Raw genomic sequence first — 16,772 nt, 5'->3', positions numbered from 1 at the left:
TCCGGCCTAGCGTTCGACCAGCGCAACGCGAGCGTTGAACCAGTTCATGAACATGGACACCAGCAAGCTGATGATCAGATAAACCGCCATGGTCATGGCAATGACTTCGATTGCCTGACCGGTCTGGTTAAGGGTGGTACCGGCGAAAACCGAGACTAAGTCGGGGTAGCCGATGGCGGTGGCCAGTGACGAGTTTTTAATCAGATTGAGATATTGGCTAGTGAGCGGCGGAATAATCACGCGCATAGCCTGGGGAATGACGACTAGGCGTAGCACTAGCTTGCGCGGCAAGCTCAATGCCTGGGCGGCTTCCGTTTGGCCATGGGGAATGGCCTGGATGCCCGAGCGCACAATTTCGGCAATAAACGATGCGGTATAAATGGAAAGTGCCAGCCACAAAGCCAAAAATTCCGGAATGATGGTGATACCACCGCCGAAGTTAAAGCCGCGTAGCACCGGCATCTCCCAGGTTACCGGTACCCCGGTGGCGACCAATACCAGCAATGGTAGGCCAAAGATAATCACCAGCGACATCCAGAAAACCGGCAGGCGCTTACCGGTGGCTTCGTGGCGACGCTTGTTCCACACGACCAGGGCGATGCTGGCAATAATGGCCACTATGAAGGTGGCTGGGATAAGACCAAATCCTGATTCAAACAGCGGTTGAGGCAGGTACAGCCCGCGCACGTTCAGGAAAATGGCTTCGCCAAACGCCATGCTCTCTCTGGCACTGGGTAACGTCCGCAGTACCGCGAAATACCAGAAGAAAATTTGCAGCAGCAGCGGGATATTACGAAATGTCTCGATATAGGCGTTGGCTAACTTGGCGATCAGCCAATTGGGCGATAGCCGCGCGATACCGACAATAAAACCAATAATCGAGGCAGCCAACACCCCCAATCCACCGACGAGCAGTGTATTGAGCAAGCCAATCACAAAGGTGCGGCCGTAGGTACTTTGGGAGGAGTACTCGATTAAGGTTTGACCAATACCAAAGCCGGCTGTGTTGCCCAAAAAGCTAAAGCCTGTGGTGATACCGCGGGCATTCAGGTTGGCTTGGGTATTGCCGATAATATAGATCAGGAAAGCCGCCACAACGGCGACCAAAATGAGCTGAAAAATAAGTGCGCGCTTAGCGCGGTCTCGCCAAAACGGCGGCTTGTGGCCGGCGGGGCGAATGTTGGGTCTTACAGACATGGATGGCGTCTCCGCTGCACGGAAGGTCAATCAGATGGCCCGCCAGGCCCTTGAAACAAGAGCGGCGGGCCGGGGTCAAGCGAGACGCTTAGCGAATCGGGGGAGCGTACTGGAAGCCACCGTCGTTCCACAGGGCGTTAACACCGCGCTCGATTTCAAGCGGCGAATCCATACCCACGTTACGTTCAAAACTTTCAGCGTAGTTGCCGACTTGGCTAATGATGTTGTAAGCCCAGTCAGCTTCTAGGTTCATGCCTTCGCCGTAGTTGCCGTCTTGGCCCAGCAGGCGAGCAACATCAGGATTGTTAGAGTCACGCATCTCTTCAGCGTTTTCGCTGGTAACGCCGTACTCTTCAGCATTGATCATGGCAAACAGCGACCATTTCACGATGTTGAACCAAAGGTCGTCGCCCTGACGAACCACAGGCCCCAGCGGCTCTTTGGAGATAACGTCAGACAGAATCATCGACGCTTCAGGATCATCAAGCTGGATACGTAGTGCCGCTAGCTGAGAGGTGTCAGACGTTAGAACGTCGCAGCGGCCAGCTTGATAGCCACCCACAGTTTGCTCAGAAGTATCAAAAACGATCGGGTTGAATTCCATGTCGTTAGCACGGAAGTAGTCGGCTAAGTTCAGCTCGGTCGTGGTGCCCGATTGAATACAGATAGAAGCACCGTCGAGCTCATCGGCACCGGTAATGCCCAGGTCGCGTGAAACCATGAAGCCTTGGCCGTCGTAAAAGTTAACGCCAGTGAAGTTAAGGCCCAGCGTGGTGTCACGGGTAGTGGTCCAGGTGGTATTACGTGAAAGTAAGTCAACCTCACCAGACTGCAGTGCGGTGAAGCGCTCAACGGCGTTTAGAGAAATATACCTGAATCCGTGAGACCGGCCCCAGGAAGCACTTCTAACCCACTGACCTGCATGGCAATATAGCCATTATCGCCATTCACCCAGACAGTGCCATGCCCAACATAAAGTTCCGCGCCAGTTGCCGCACCCTCACCAGCCACGCCGGGCTGTCCATCATCGGGCAATGCTTCGAGATCGCTGGCGTCGACAGCATCGACAGCCGCTTCCCCACCACGCTGGGCATGCGCACCAGTGACGTGATCAAGAGCTACCTGGGCCTGCTGTGTCTGGGCATGAGCGACTATGACGCTGTCGAGAACTTCCGCCGCGACAAGCCCTTCCAACAACTGCTGACCCTGCAGAAGGTGCCGAGCGCGGCGACGCTGCGACAGCGGCTGGAGAAACTTGCCGCCAACGACCTGCAGGCGCGCACCGCCACCTGGTCCACGACCCTGCTGTCACTGATCGAAGCACCGATCACCGCCGAGACGACGCACGTCTGCCTGGACATCGACACCTTCGTCATGGACAACAGCAACTCGAAGAAGGAAGGCGTCTCGCGGACCTACCAGAAGGTCGATGGCTACACCCCGATCGCCGCCTATCTGGGCAACGAAGGGTGGTGCCTGGGTCTGGAACTGCGGCCTGGCAAGCAGCACACCATGAAGGAGAGCAACGCCTTCCTGGAGCGGGTACTGCCTCGCGCCCAATGCTTGACCAAGCAACCGATCCTGTTACGCGAGGACAGCGGCTTCGACAGCCAGGCGCTGTGGCCGCAGACCGTCTCGATCCACGACGACAACAAGACCGAATACGTCGTCCAACGCGTGATGCGCCTGGTCGAGCGCACCGCCGATCGCGATGGCCAGTTGCTGCTCGAACCGGACTATGAGTTGGAAGGCTGGTGGACCAGCCTGGACGAGGCGCCGGAGGCGGTGATCAAGCGCTACCAGGCGCATGCCACCCATGAGCAGTTTCACAGCGAGATCAAGACCGATCTCGACCTGGAGCGCTTGCCGTCCGGCAAGTTCGCCACCAACGATCTGATCCTGCATCTCGCCCAGTTGGCCTACAACATCCTGCGCCTGATGGGACAGCTGGGCATGACCGGCGAGCTGAGCCCGGTTCGCCACCCGGCCAAGCGGCGCCGGCTGCGCACCGTGCTACAAGAGCTGGTGCACCGTGCGGCTCTCGTGATTCACAAGGCACGGCAGATCATCCTCGACTTCGGGCAGGATATCGGGCGCATGACGGTGCTCAAGACGCTGCGGAGCCGACTGCGTTATCCACGAGGAACGCCATGCTGACCGTCAATCGGCGACACTCTATCCACAAGCAGTTCCAAGCGACACGCGATCGCCAGATATGTCGTGCCTGGCGGGTGGAAAGGCATGACAAAACGGGCCGTCAGCACCGATCAGCACGGTGGGTTTTGGCAATAACGGGCTTGCGAAAGCCAACTTGCACGGGGCGAATGATCAAAAAGTGCTCGCTGGCGGTGATAGGGAAAGTGTCGGCGCCGGCTTCACGGATTCAGGAGAATGGTTACAGAGAATGCATCAAAACAGGGCGCTGGTCCGGGCCGGTGACAGGTTCTGGGGCGCTAGGTGTTGGGTCGTTTTTCGGGGGCAAGCTCAGAATGTGCCGATTTGTCTCTATAATAATGATAAACAAGAATAAATAAGATGTGGCAAGACTTTTGCTAAATCATATTTGGAGCAATGAAACCCAACCGAAGGTATCCATTATGAAGAAGCAGTTTTTCACCAAATCCGGATTTATCAGTATCACTTTGCTTGCAGCACTTCAGGCTGCGCCCGCCATTGTTAGCGCTGACGTCAGCTCAAATGTGAGCGCCAGCAGCAACTATCTGTTCCGGGGCGTCACCCAGACAGACGGGGCTGCGGCTGTCCAGGGAGGGTTGGATTATGAGCATGCGTCGGGCTTCTACGCCGGTGGTTGGGGTTCCAATGTCGATTTTGGTGACGGCACCAGCTATGAGCTTGATCTTTATGCCGGATTCTCCGGCTCTGTGGAAGAACTGGGTTATGACGTTGGGTACATTTATTATGCGTATCCTGACGCGCCGGACTCCATCGACTTCGGCGAACTGTACGGCGAGATCAGTTATGGCATTGCGGCCATCGGCCTGGCCTACACGATCAACAGCGACACCAGTGGTGATGGGGTGTTCGTGCAGGGGGATGCCTATTACTACGCCTCTGTTGGGGTGCCTCTGGAGGACAGCTACAGTGCCGGTGTGACGCTTGGCTATTACGACTTCGCTGATGACGGCAAGGCTTCTGTCGGCGAGGCAAGTTATTCACACGTCGCCGCCAACGTTACAAAGGATGCGGGAAACTTCGGTTCTTTCAGTGTTAACGTGGAGTACGCGGACATTGAGTCAACCGACGCGCTTGGCTCTGTCAACTCGGATGATCCGAAGTTCTGGCTGGGTTGGAGCAGGAGTTTCTGATCGGCCAAGTGATCACAAGCAATTCAGATCCAGAATAAAAAGCCGGCCCAAATGACGGGCCGGTTTTTATTTATCATGCAAGAACCCACCATCGTGCGCCTGCCTTGACGCCCGGTGACTCGACATCCTCGCCCTTACCTCTGCCCCCCCTGCCGCCAAAGCTCATTTCTTATCCGGTGCCTGAATTTCAAACTGTATTAAAGGTTTGTCTGTAAGGTCGTTCCAGATTCCCACGCAAAAATGCTGACTCACTGACCTCAGTCAAACAGCCAGGATGATACTGAATGAACAAACGATTGTTGTTGTGCGCGATGATAGTTCCGGGAGCCTTGGCCGTCTCTCCTATGGTGTCGGCCCAGGCAAAAGAGAGTGTGTCGCTGAAAGAATATCAGCAGGCCAAAGCCAGCCAGGCTGTTTCCCTGAACCAGGCCATGGTGATGGCTTTCGAGAATAGCCCGGTATTGGCTTTGAGGCGGGCCGCGGTCTCGATACAGCAGGGACAGCTTGATCATGCCAGCCGCTGGGCGCCGAGCAATCCAGAGTTTGAGTTGGGGGCCCGTCAGGCCCCGGATCAGGCCGACGAGTCCCTGGAATATGGGGTGAGGGTTACTCAGGAGATCTGGATGGGTAATCGCGGCGACCTTGGGCAGTCGCGTGCCCGGAGTAATCTCACGTCCCGGCAACAGGAGCTTGAATACCTGAAGGTAGCCACCAAGGCGCGGGTGCGGGCCGCCTATTTCCGGATACTGCTGGCTCAGAAAGAGTTGGAAACCGCAACCCGTGCCGTTGAACTTATGCAACGCACCAAAGACCTGGTTGAAATGTCCGTAAAACAGGGTAAACAAACCCGGATTGATCTCAATACCGCAGTCATTGGGCTTGCCAGGGCCCGGAATCAAAAAGCCTCGGCGGAACAAAAGCTCGAGCAATCAAAAATTGACCTTACCGAAGTGCTCGGGGTGTCCCCCTCCGATGCCGTTGGGGTGACCGGCGAGCTTGATGTGACGCTCGAAGACCTGCCTCCGACCAGCCAGCTTGTCGAGATGGCACAGAGTCAGAGAGCGGACCTGAAAGCGGCGGCCGCCAGAATTGCAGCGGATGAAAATAGTGTTATGTTGAAGGGCGTATAATCACTGTTACGTGTATCTATGAGTAAGCTTGAGAAGACGATACTGATTGTTACGATCGTTTTGGCGGTAGCATATATTGTCGCTTTCAATATGAACGTGCCCTATTATTGGGGTTCGGGAGAAAGGGTAGTCCCAAAGGGAATAGTAGATGCTTTATGGGTAGTAGTGCTATTAATGTCCGTCATCACACTGGCAGTTTGCATTCGTGATAGCGGTCTTCGGAAGCTACAAAACCGAGGTTGGTGGATATCGTACATGGTGCTTTTAGGCGCAGTAGCGATACCTCATTATTACATTAAGCACGGGAGGCGGAGTCGTGATTAAACACGTAACCATACGCACCAGTTCGCGCCCTACCGGGCGCCGGACGCTCGTAAACTCGCGCCGCTGTGCTTAAGCGTTAATGTGTCCCCGTCATGTATAGCTACGAAGAAATAATAAACAGATCAGCGGTAGAGGATGAAATAGTCGTCGGGTATGCCGATGCAATGGAATTGCTTCGTATTCTTAGAGGAAAGACTACGAGAGTCCTTGGATGGGAGGGCTGGGTTAAGTACGCTGACGGAAGTTTAGGTCATTCCCAGGAGCATCAAGGCACCGTTGACCTTTCCCTGAATCCGTGAGACCGGCCCCCGGAAGCACTTCTAACCCACTGACCTGCATGGCAATATAGCCATTATCGCCATTCGCCCAGACAGTGCCATGCCCAACATAAAGTTCCGCGCCAGTCGCCGCACCCTCACCAGCCACGCCGGGCTGTCCATCATCGGGCAATGCTTCGAGATCGCTGGCGTCGACAGCATCGACAGCCGCTTCCCCACCACGCTGGGCATGCGCACCAGTGACGTGATCAAGAGCTACCTGGGCCTGCTGTGTCTGGGCATGAGCGACTATGACGCTGTCGAGAACTTCCGCCGCGACAAGCCCTTCCAACAACTGCTGACCCTGCAGAAGGTGCCGAGCGCGGCGACGCTGCGACAGCGGCTGGAGAAACTTGCCGCCAACGACCTGCAGGCGCGCACCGCCACCTGGTCCACGACCCTGCTGTCACTGATCGAAGCACCGATCACCGCCGAGACGACGCACGTCTGCCTGGACATCGACACCTTCGTCATGGACAACAGCAACTCGAAGAAGGAAGGCGTCTCGCGGACCTACCAGAAGGTCGATGGCTACACCCCGATCGCCGCCTATCTGGGCAACGAAGGGTGGTGCCTGGGTCTGGAACTGCGGCCTGGCAAGCAGCACACCATGAAGGAGAGCAACGCCTTCCTGGAGCGGGTACTGCCTCGCGCCCAATGCTTGACCAAGCAACCGATCCTGTTACGCGAGGACAGCGGCTTCGACAGCCAGGCGCACCTGGCGCTTCTCGAACAGCAACGCCAGGTCTTTGCCGACGAGGGGCGCCGGCTCGACTATGTCGTCAAATGGAACCCGCGTGGCTCGGCCACGGCTGATCGAGATACCTGGCTGGCGGTGGCGGCGGACTACTGGGAAGAGCTGCGTCCTGGCAAGCGCCAGGCGCTGTGGACGCAGACCGTCTCGATCCACGACGACAACAAGACCGAATACGTCGTCCAACGCGTGATGCGCCTGGTCGAGCGCACCGCCGATCGCGATGGCCAGTTGCTGCTCGAACCGGACTATGAGTTGGAAGGCTGGTGGACCAGCCTGGACGAGGCGCCGGAGGCGGTGATCAAGCGCTACCAGGCGCATGCCACCCATGAGCAGTTTCACAGCGAGATCAAGACCGATCTCGACCTGGAGCGCTTGCCGTCCGGCAAGTTCGCCACCAACGATCTGATCCTGCATCTCGCCCAGTTGGCCTACAACATCCTGCGCCTGATGGGACAGCTGGGCATGACCGGCGAGCTGAGCCCGGTTCGCCACCCGGCCAAGCGGCGCCGGCTGCGCACCGTGCTACAAGAGTTGGTGCACCGTGCGGCTCTCGTGATTCACAAGGCACGGCAGATCATCCTCGACTTCGGGCAGGATATCGGGCGCATGACGGTGCTCAAGACGCTGCGGAGCCGACTGCGTTATCCACGAGGAACGCCATGCTGACCGTCAATCGGCGACACTCTATCCACAAGCAGTTCCAAGCGACACGCGATCGCCAGATATGTCGTGCCTGGCGGGTGGAAAGGCATGACAAAACGGGCCGTCAGCACCGATCAGCACGGTGGGTTTTGGCAATAACGGGCTTGCGAAAGCCAACTTGCACGGGGCGAATGATCAAAAAGTGCTCGCTGGCGGTGATAGGGAAAGTGTCGGCGCCGGCTTCACGGATTCAGGATATAGTTAACCGCATCCGCATCGCCGAGTACCGCTGCCGCGACTGCACGGCAAACATCAACATCCAGACCCTGCCAATTACCATCGTCGTCTGGCGCTGAGAAGCCCGGCAAACCATCGCTCACACCACACTGAACGGCGCCACGCTCAATGGTATCTTCTAGGGTATCGGCTTGAGCAGTCGCCATTCCCGCTAGGCTTAATGAGCCTGCGGACGCCAGAAGCGCTAGGTGTTTTTTATTGAACATTTAGTTTCCCTCGAAGTTCTTGAAATTGGTTATTGAAATCTGTCATTGAAATAGCCATGCATGCCGTAGCATGTAACTAAACCTAGCAAGGAAGATGCCAACAAGGGTACAGGCGCACATTCAGCGCTTTTCAACGCTACTCAACGAATTCGAGACGAACGTCTAGGTGCAAAAAATGTTACCACCCACCTTGCTTTGCACCTTTATAGGGCAATCTGGGGTGGGCGGTGGCAGAAAGGCAGCAGTGAAGGGCGTTTATTCGGCCGTGAATGCCTTGCGCATAAACGGCGGCAGGGCGAGCGCACCGCGATGGGCATCAACGCTATAGTACTCAAGCGGCAGTTCGTGGCTGGCGGCTGCCTGTTCACGGAACGCATTCACATCAGTGGCTTTACCCGCCAATGTGACGCTCCACCAGCCTGAGGGGTAAACCGGCTGTGGGAAGGGCAGGGTCGCGACGCTGTCGAAACCCGCTTCCAGCATATCGTGGCGTAACTCACGAATGATCGAACCCGTGTGGTAAAGCGGTGACTCGCTCTGCTGCACCATCACGCCGCCACTTTTCAAAATGCGGTGGCAGCGCTTGAGAAAATCGGTTTTAAACAACCCTTCAGCGGGGCCGACGGGGTCGGTAGAGTCGATAATAAGTACATCGATGCTCTCATCCGGTGCATCGTCCACCCACTTGACGCCATCGGCGAACAGTAGCTCGGCGCGCGGATCATTATTTGATTCTACCAATGATGGAAAGAAGCGCTCAGAGGCTTTCGTCACTTCTTCATCGATATCAATCTGGGTAACTTTCTCAACGCCTGAGTGGCGCAGCACCTCTTTTAACGTGCCGCAGTCTCCACCACCGATAATCACCACCCGCTTAGGGTCTTGGTGGGTAAACAGGGCTGGATGCGCGATCATCTCGTGATAGAGGAAGTTATCGCGATCAGTCAGCATCACACAGCCGTCCAGCACCAGGAGGTTGCCGTAAGTCTCGGTAGCATAGACTTCCAGATGCTGGTACTGGCTCTGCACGTCCAGCAGCTTTTCAGAGATTTTCAGCGAGAAGGCGCTGCCGTGGCTATCAAAGACTTCGGTAAACCACTGGTCGTCGCGTAAATCGCTCATGAATTGGCTCCTGATTGCGCTGTCTTGGGTTGCGTCGGGATATCCCGGTGGTATTGCGGGCTGAGCTCGTGCAGTGCCTCCATAAAGGCGGTGACGTGATCCGGGTTGGTAAATTGGCTGATACCGTGGCCCAGGTTAAACACATGGCCAGGGCCGTGGCCGTAGCTTTCCAGCACGCGAGCCACTTCAGCGCGGATAGCCGAGGGGCGCGCAAATAGTACGTTAGGGTCCAGATTGCCCTGCAGGGCAACCTTATGGCCAACGCGGGCGCGGGCATCGGAAAGCTCGGTAGACCAGTCGATACCCAGGGCATCGGCACCGGCGCAGGCGATATGCTCAAGCCACTGCCCGCCATTCTTGGTAAACAAAATCACCGGCACGCGACGGCCATCGTGTTCACGGATCAGTCCGGAAACGATCTGCTCCATGTAGCGCAGCGAGAACTCCAGATACGCAGGGGTCGAAAGTGCGCCGCCCCAGGTATCAAAAATCTGCACCGCCTGGGCACCGGCGCGAATCTGTGCATTTAAGTAGTCGGTGACCGCATGCGCCAGCGTATCCAGCAGCTGGTGCATGGTATCTGGCGTATCGTAAAGCATGGTTTTCAGGTGACGGAAGTCCTTGCTGGAGCTGCCTTCGACCATATAAGTCGCCAGTGTCCAGGGGCTGCCGGAGAAACCAATCAGCGGCATACGGCCATTCAACTCCCGGCGGATGGTCGACACCGCACGCATCACGTAATCCAAGTCTCGTTCGGCGTCGGGTACGCTGAGTGCGGCGACCTCTTCTGGGGTGCGCACGGTTTTGCGGAATTTAGGGCCTTCGCCGGTTTCAAAATAGAGACCCAAGCCCATGGCATCAGGGATGGTCAAAATATCTGAAAACAGAATCGCCGCATCTAGCGGGTAGCGCTCTAGAGGCTGCAGGGTAACTTCGCAGGCTAGGTCATGGTTGCGGCACAAATCCATAAAGCTGCCTGCATCGGCCCGGCTGGCACGGTATTCCGGCAGGTAGCGGCCCGCTTGACGCATCATCCACACCGGGGTGCGGTCGACGGGCTGGCGCGCTAGTGCACGAAGGAAGCGATCATTTTGTAAAGGTGTAGTGGTCATAGACACTTGCTCTTAGGAAATTTGCCCGCATCGTATTCGAAACCGTATCGGGGATCATATGCGAGCAATTGTACTTGAAGATAAGCGCGAGGGCGGCGTACTCGGTGGCAAAAATCGTCGCATCCGGCCAATTTTTCTCCACTAATGAGCCGATTTTAGTCGCGTTGCCACCGTGAGGCGGGCGCCGCTTCCTGTTAGAATGCTTGCCCATTTTGCCAACACTGGTGTGGTTAACTGGTTTGGTCAATCAGCGAGGTAACCTGTGACCATTCGCTTTATTGCCGCTTCCCAACTGCCCACGCCCTGGGCGACATTTACGATGCATGGCTTCGAAGATGAGGCCACCGGCAAGGATCATATTGCCTTAACGTTGGGTGATGTGACCGGCGACGCACCGGTGCTGGGGCGGGTACATTCTGAATGTTTGACCGGCGATGCGCTCTTTTCCATGCGCTGTGACTGTGGTTATCAGTTGCAGGAAGCGCTTAAGCGCATTGCTGAAGAGGGTCGTGGCGTGCTGTTTTATCTGCGCCAAGAGGGGCGTGGTATTGGGTTGCTAAACAAAATTCGCGCTTATCATCTTCAGGATCAAGGTGCAGATACCGTCGAAGCCAACGAGCAGCTCGGCTTTGGTGCTGATATGCGCCGCTATGATCTATGCGTACCGATGCTCAACCACTTGGGGATCACCTCGCTAAGGTTGATGACCAATAACCCGCGCAAAGTGGATGCCCTCACCCGCGACGGTGTGAACGTGGTGGAGCGCTTACCGATCACCACCGGCCTGAACCCGCATAACGAGCAGTACCTTGCCACCAAAGCGGGCAAACTTGGTCATATGATGGCGCTGGATGACTTCACTCACGCCAGCGATGTGGATATTGAGCGTAAGGGATGATAATAGTGAGGTATAGGTTTTAGGAGCCACCCGAATGAAAGCCGCACGTAATGAGCAGGGTGAAGTCTTTTCTGAAGAGCAGGGTGAATTCAGTGCTGCCGAAGAGTGGCTGCACAGTATCACTCACGGTATCGGAGCCGTGCTCAGCCTTGTGGGAATGGTGGTTCTGCTGATCGCTGCGAGCGTCGCTGCCCATGTCGACCCATGGAAGGTGGTTAGCCTGAGCCTCTACGGCACTACGTTGGTTCTGCTATACACCGCCTCGACCCTTTATCACGGCATTCCGCATCGGCGCTGGAAGCTGCGTTTTCAACTGCTTGACCACTGTGCGATTTATCTCCTCATCGCGGGTACTTACACGCCTTTTTTATTGGTGAACATGCGCGGCCCCACCGGGTGGATACTATTTACTGCTGTATGGTCGCTCGCGTTGGCGGGCATTGTCTGCAAACTATGTTGGCCGCATCGCTTTGCGGTATTGCGCGTCACGATTTATTTGCTGATGGGCTGGATGATTTTACTCGCAGCAGAGGAGATGGCGGCTAATTTATCGTCAACCGGTATTACCCTGCTGGCCGCGGGAGGAATCATCTACACGCTCGGGGTTATCTTCTACGCTGTGCGTGCGATCCCCTATAACCACGCTATTTGGCATCTGTTTGTAATAGGGGGAAGCGTCTGCCACTACTTTGCTATTTATAGCGCGGTTCTCCCCGTTAGGCCTGCTTAACCCTCAGCGGCGGCTTTCTCACGCGCGACGGCTTTAGCCATGGCGGGGCGCTTGATATGACGCTCGCGGTAAGCAAAGAGCGGCTCGGGTAAGCGATGCTTCATGCTGGCCGCCCAGGAAAGGGTATGGGTCAGAAACAGATCCGCTAGGGTAAAGGTGTTACCTACTAGATATTTCTGACCGTTATAACGGCGCTCCAAGGCACCGACTGCACGCTGAAACTCCCAGGCACAAACCGGCAAAATAGCAGGAACACGTTTGTCTGCTGGCAAGGCAAACTTATGCTTGGCCTGATTCCACAGCGGCTGCTCAATTTCCGTCACGATAAAGCTGAGCCATTGATCAACTTGGGCGCGGGCCGCGGGGTCGCTGGGCAGCAGCGTGCCATCGCCATAGGTCTCGGCCAGATAGCGGCAAATAGGCGCCGACTCAAACAGGTGTACATCGCCATCTTCAATGACTGGTACCTTGCCGTCCGGGTGACGTGCCAAATGCGCGGCCGTTTGGCCCTCGCCTTTATCCAAGGCCACGTGCTGGCACTGGTACTCAAGGCCTAGCTCTTCGAGTGTCCATGCCGCTCTTAGCGAGCGGGACTGGGGGAAGCTGTAGAGCGTGATCATGGCGAACTCCTGGCGACAATAATCGATCCTTCAATTTAGCGGGCGTTAGCGAACCTGTCGATTATCGTGTTTTAAGATCGCCTTTAAGCGCTGCCCCTCGCCGTACGGATTCGCTCGTAGGCATTGCCGATTTCGCTGGTACGCGCTTGGGCGATGTCGCGCATGCTTTCGGGCAGGCCTTTACCGGCCAGTTTGTCCGGGTGGTTTTGACTCATTAGGCGGCGATAAGCTTTCTTGATCTCGGCATCGCTGGCATCGTCAGAAACCCCCAGTACGCGATAGGCATCTTTTAGAGCTTCTTCGCTGGCGCCTTGGGAGTTAGCGGCAGCGCCGTGGAGCATTGCCTCAATCTGCTGTACTTCAGCATCGCTGCAGCCTACGCCGCGGGCAACGCGCAAAATCATCTCGTGTTCAGCGGGGTGGAGCACACCGTCCGCGGCGATGGCCGAAAGCTGGACTTGGATAAACACTTGGCGCAACACCGGCTGACGCTGGGTGAGGCGGTTAACGTTGGCCAATTCGGCGTCTAAGTTGAAGTCATCGGCGCGGCCACGCTCAAAGGCGGCGCGGGCTTTGGCGCGCTGCTCACCCTGGAGGTGCATCTGGTCAAACAGTTTCTCGGCTACATCCAGCTCGCCATCGGTTACTTTACCGTCGGCTTGGCACAGGCAGCCCATCACGGAGAAGATCGACTCCAGAAAGCCTTCCTGGATGCGCATTCGAGCGATATTCAGGCGACGGCTAAGGCGTTTGCCTAACCACCAGCCCAGGCCACCGCCAATCAGGAGACCCACCGGGCCACCAAACGCAAGGCCAATCAAGGCGAAGATAATAATTAGAAATAGCATATGGGTCTCAAAAGTGATTTAAAAATAATGGCTTATGGTAGTCGAGCGCGAATAGCCCGCTCGATGCCATCGCTATCCAGTTGGCAGTCGGCAAGCAGTTGCGCGGGCGTGCCGTGCTCGACAAAGGCGTCAGGCAAGCCGAGATTGAGCACTTCCACCTGAACGCCTTCGGCGTGGAGCAATTCATTGACAGCGCTGCCTGCGCCACCCGCAATTACGTTCTCTTCCAGCGTTACCAGCAGTTCATGTTCGTCGGCGGCGTGTAGCACCGCATCTCGATCAAGTGGCTTAATGCTGCGCATGTTGATATGGGTGGCATTGAGCCGTTCGGCGACGTCGGCGGCAGCGCTATTCATGCTGCCAAACGCCAACAACGCAATGCGAACGCCGTCGCTTGAGGTGTTTCGGCGTACCTCGGCTTTGCCAATCGTTAGTGGCTCAAGGTGGTCGGGAATCTCCACGCCGGGGCCGGTGCCGCGTGGGTAGCGCACCGCAGCGGGGCCAGGATGATGGTAAGCCGCACTGAGCATGGCGCGGCATTCGGCTTCATCCGCCGGGGCCAGAATCACCATGCCGGGCACGCAGCGCAGGAACGAGAGATCCATGCTGCCGTGGTGCGTGGGGCCGTCTTCGCCGACTAAGCCTGCACGGTCAATGGCAAAGGTGACGTCCAGGTTCTGCACCGCCACGTCATGAATCAACTGGTCGTAACCGCGCTGTAGAAAGGTAGAGTAAATCGCCACCACCGGTTTCATGCCTTCGCAGGCCATACCTGCTGCGAGCGTGACGGCGTGCTGCTCGGCAATCGCGACATCGAAATAGCGTTGCGGGTACTCTTTAGAGAAGCGAATCAGGTCGGAGCCTTCGCGCATCGCGGGGGTAATGCCCATCAAGCGCGAATCGGCGGCGGCCATATCGCAAAGCCAATCACCGAACACATTGCAGTATTTTTTCTTGGCTACGGCTTGTTTAATGATGGGTTTCTTGGCGGCGCCATTATTGGCGGCAGCGCTGGGCTTTTCCAGCTTGGTAATGGCGTGATAGCCAATCTGGTCGGCCTCGGCAGGCAAGAAACCTTTACCTTTTACCGTTTTGATATGCAGGAACTGCGGGCCGTCGAGGTCGCGCAGGTTTTCCAGCGTATCGGTTAGCGCGTTGAGGTCGTGGCCATCAATGGGGCCAACGTAGTTAAAACCCATCTCTTCAAACAGCGTGGCGGGGCTGACCATGCCTTTCATATGCTCTTCGGTGCGCCGGGCAAGCTCCAGTGCGCCGGGCAGGTGAGAAAGCACTTTTTTGCCCTCTTCGCGTATTTTGAGATAGGGCTTGCTGGAGAGCACGCGGGCAAGATAGGTCGCCATGCCGCCGACGTTTTCGGAAATCGACATTTCGTTGTCGTTGAGCACCACCAGCAGGTTGGCGTCTACGTGGCCTGCGTGGGCCAGGGCTTCAAAGGCCATGCCGGCGGTTAGCGCGCCGTCGCCAATGATTGCACACACGCGCCGCTTCTTTCCCTGTGCCTTGGCCGCCAGCGCCATGCCCAGCGCTGCTGAAATCGATGTGCTGGAGTGGCCCACACCGAAAGTGTCGTACTCGGACTCGGCGCGGCGAGGAAACGCCGCCAGGCCGCCGTGCTGGCGAATACTGAGCATCGTCTCGCGGCGGCCGGTGAGGATTTTATGCGGATAAGCCTGGTGACCAACGTCCCAGACTAAGCGGTCGTGGGGGGTATTAAAGGCGTGGTGCAGGGCAACGCTTAACTCGACCACGCCGAGCCCGGCGCCAAAGTGACCGCCGGAAACACCTACGCTATAGAGCAGGTAGGCACGTAGCTCGTCGGCCAATTGGGCGAGCTGATGGTCATTCATGGCCCGCAGCGCGGCGGGATGATCAAAGGAGTCGAGCAGCGGCGTCGTGGGGCGCTCGCGGGGGATTTCGTCGAACAGCTTCATGGGCATCTTTAGTGGTCGCGCTCGATCATATAGTGGGCTAAGTCGGCCAGCGGTGCAGCACGTTCGCCCAGGGGGGCGAGCGCGGCAATGGCCTCGTCAATCAGGCTGTGCGCTTTGCGTTGAGCCCCCTCTAACCCCAGCAGGCTAGGGTAAGTGGGCTTGGCGCGGGCGGCATCGGCGCCTGACGTTTTGCCTAGGGTAACGGTATCGCCGGTCACATCCAGAATATCGTCGTGAATCTGGAAGGCTAGACCAATGGCGCGGGCGTAGCGAGTTAACGCGTTCAGACGGGGATCATCATCGTTGACCGCCACCAGCCCGCCCATACGTACTGCAGCGACAATCAGGGCGCCGGTTTTATGGGCGTGCATATGGGCTAGGGCATCGACATCCGGGTGGCCGCCAACGGCATCTAAATCCAGCGCCTGCCCCGCCACCATGCCATCACGGCCAGCGGCGGAGGCCAGAGTGTGCACCAAATGGCCCAGCCGGGGGTGAGCATTGCTGGCCAGTACTTCGAAGGCTAGCGCCTGCAGAGCGTCGCCGGCCAGAATCGCACTCGCTTCATCAAATGCCTTATGCACGGTGGGCTGACCACGGCGCAAGTCGTCGTCATCCATGGCCGGTAGGTCATCATGGATCAATGAGTAAGCGTGGATTAACTCAATCGCGGCAGCGGGCGCGTCTAGCGCTTTGTCTTCTGCACCCAGTGCGTGGCCAGCCATATACACCAACAGGGGGCGCAGGCGTTTGCCTCCTGCCAGCAATCCGTGGCGCATGGCGGCCTCAAGCCTTGGTGCTACCGCCGGGCGGCTATCAAACAGTGCCGCGAGGGTAGCGTCTACGCGAGCATTACTGGTGTGGCGCAGGGTGGCAAGCGGGCTAGGCTGCGTGGCTACCATGGGGGCGTCTCCTTGCTTTCATCCTCGGCCACATCCTTGGGGTCGTCGGGGCCAGCAAACGGCGCTACATTCAAACGGCCGTCGCTGTCTTCACTCAGTGCGCGAACCTTAAGTTCAGCACTATCCAGCCGCTGTTGGGCATCGCGGGTTAGCCGCACGCCCTGTTCAAACGCGGTCAGCGCATCTTCCAATGAGAGCTCGCCTGACTCAAGACGTTCAACGATGGTTTCGAGTTGTTCAACCGTCGCGGCGAAATCCTGCGGAGGTGATGTGGTGTCGCTCATTGGGGTATGCCTGCCAACCGGTATGTTTTTAAAATAAGCTGAAATAAGCCCACAGTATACACCGACGCCAGGGGGTGGCGTCTGCCTTTCCACCTACGCTGTTGGTAA

Annotated in this window: 14 protein-coding genes and 2 pseudogenes; 6 read left to right on the top strand and 10 right to left on the bottom strand. The window is 57.1% G+C overall.

Translation table 11 applies throughout. From position 1 onward, the window contains the following. Positions 1–6 precede the first annotated feature (6 nt). Positions 7–1,197: an amino acid ABC transporter permease gene (locus tag ACXUPB_RS20335; protein ID WP_472954427.1), complete on the bottom strand. Its 1,191-nt coding sequence runs from the start codon at positions 1,195–1,197 to the stop codon at positions 7–9. 88 nt (positions 1,198–1,285) lie between these two features. Further along, positions 1,286–2,074: pseudogene (locus ACXUPB_RS20330) on the bottom strand (type 2 periplasmic-binding domain-containing protein); the annotation flags it as partial. 86 nt (positions 2,075–2,160) lie between these two features. Here ACXUPB_RS20330 and ACXUPB_RS20325 point away from each other — a divergent pair. The 4 genes from ACXUPB_RS20325 to ACXUPB_RS20310 all read left to right on the top strand — a co-directional run bounded on the left by ACXUPB_RS20325 (position 2,161) and on the right by ACXUPB_RS20310 (position 7,717). Beyond that, on the top strand, positions 2,161–3,354 hold the full coding sequence (locus tag ACXUPB_RS20325) for a transposase (RefSeq protein ID WP_172416275.1): 1,194 nt from the start codon (positions 2,161–2,163) through the stop codon (positions 3,352–3,354). A 440-nt stretch (positions 3,355–3,794) separates the two neighbouring features. Next, complete coding sequence (locus tag ACXUPB_RS20320) at positions 3,795–4,523, top strand: TorF family putative porin (RefSeq protein WP_062363658.1); 729 nt, start codon at positions 3,795–3,797, stop codon at positions 4,521–4,523. Positions 4,524–4,807: 284 nt separating this feature from the next. Next, positions 4,808–5,653, top strand: coding sequence for a TolC family protein (locus ACXUPB_RS20315; protein ID WP_197746125.1), 846 nt, complete (start codon positions 4,808–4,810; stop codon positions 5,651–5,653). A 702-nt stretch (positions 5,654–6,355) separates the two neighbouring features. Continuing rightward, positions 6,356–7,717: an IS1380 family transposase gene (locus tag ACXUPB_RS20310; protein ID WP_074210231.1), complete on the top strand. Its 1,362-nt coding sequence runs from the start codon at positions 6,356–6,358 to the stop codon at positions 7,715–7,717. 230 nt (positions 7,718–7,947) lie between these two features. Here ACXUPB_RS20310 and ACXUPB_RS20305 read toward each other — a convergent pair. From ACXUPB_RS20305 to hemE, 3 genes and pseudogenes are all read right to left on the bottom strand, one after another. Next, a pseudogene (locus ACXUPB_RS20305) lies at positions 7,948–8,196 on the bottom strand (amino acid ABC transporter substrate-binding protein); the annotation flags it as partial. 255 nt (positions 8,197–8,451) lie between these two features. Beyond that, on the bottom strand, positions 8,452–9,318 hold the full coding sequence (gene speE, locus ACXUPB_RS20300; protein ID WP_472954425.1) for a polyamine aminopropyltransferase: 867 nt from the start codon (positions 9,316–9,318) through the stop codon (positions 8,452–8,454). Next, positions 9,315–10,430, bottom strand: a complete 1,116-nt coding sequence (gene hemE / locus ACXUPB_RS20295; RefSeq protein ID WP_179915617.1) for a uroporphyrinogen decarboxylase — start codon at positions 10,428–10,430, stop codon at positions 9,315–9,317. Before hemE ends, speE begins: the two co-directional genes overlap by 4 nt. Before the next feature lie 262 nt (positions 10,431–10,692). Here hemE and ribA point away from each other — a divergent pair, with 262 nt between their 5' ends. Together ribA and trhA are read left to right on the top strand one after the other, a co-directional pair. Then, positions 10,693–11,328, top strand: a complete 636-nt coding sequence (gene ribA / locus ACXUPB_RS20290) for a GTP cyclohydrolase II (RefSeq protein ID WP_472954423.1) — start codon at positions 10,693–10,695, stop codon at positions 11,326–11,328. 34 nt (positions 11,329–11,362) lie between these two features. Continuing rightward, positions 11,363–12,058, top strand: coding sequence for a PAQR family membrane homeostasis protein TrhA (gene trhA, locus ACXUPB_RS20285; protein ID WP_472954420.1), 696 nt, complete (start codon positions 11,363–11,365; stop codon positions 12,056–12,058). Here trhA and ACXUPB_RS20280 read toward each other — a convergent pair. The 5 genes from ACXUPB_RS20280 to ACXUPB_RS20260 all read right to left on the bottom strand — a co-directional run bounded on the left by ACXUPB_RS20280 (position 12,055) and on the right by ACXUPB_RS20260 (position 16,664). Continuing rightward, positions 12,055–12,678 carry a glutathione S-transferase family protein gene (locus ACXUPB_RS20280; protein WP_472954418.1) on the bottom strand — a complete coding sequence of 208 codons (624 nt, stop codon included), beginning with the start codon at positions 12,676–12,678 and terminating at the stop codon, positions 12,055–12,057. The two genes, trhA and ACXUPB_RS20280, sit on opposite strands and share 4 nt — an antisense overlap. 83 nt (positions 12,679–12,761) lie before the next feature. Further along, positions 12,762–13,526 (bottom strand): co-chaperone DjlA, encoded by a 765-nt coding sequence (djlA, locus tag ACXUPB_RS20275; protein WP_035555129.1) that lies wholly within the window; start codon positions 13,524–13,526, stop codon positions 12,762–12,764. A gap of 32 nt (positions 13,527–13,558) precedes the next feature. Next, positions 13,559–15,484: a 1-deoxy-D-xylulose-5-phosphate synthase gene (dxs, locus tag ACXUPB_RS20270; RefSeq protein ID WP_472954417.1), complete on the bottom strand. Its 1,926-nt coding sequence runs from the start codon at positions 15,482–15,484 to the stop codon at positions 13,559–13,561. Between the two features lie 2 nt (positions 15,485–15,486). Continuing rightward, positions 15,487–16,380, bottom strand: a complete 894-nt coding sequence (locus ACXUPB_RS20265; RefSeq protein WP_472954416.1) for a farnesyl diphosphate synthase — start codon at positions 16,378–16,380, stop codon at positions 15,487–15,489. Then, positions 16,374–16,664: an exodeoxyribonuclease VII small subunit gene (locus ACXUPB_RS20260; RefSeq protein WP_335597424.1), complete on the bottom strand. Its 291-nt coding sequence runs from the start codon at positions 16,662–16,664 to the stop codon at positions 16,374–16,376. Before ACXUPB_RS20260 ends, ACXUPB_RS20265 begins: the two co-directional genes overlap by 7 nt. Between the last annotated feature and the right edge of the window lie 108 nt (positions 16,665–16,772).

The sequence above is a fragment of the Vreelandella sp. DA03-1M genome (assembly GCF_055725665.1).
Note: the sequence above shows the minus strand (reverse complement) of the source record. Positions and strands in the feature narration are given on the sequence as shown.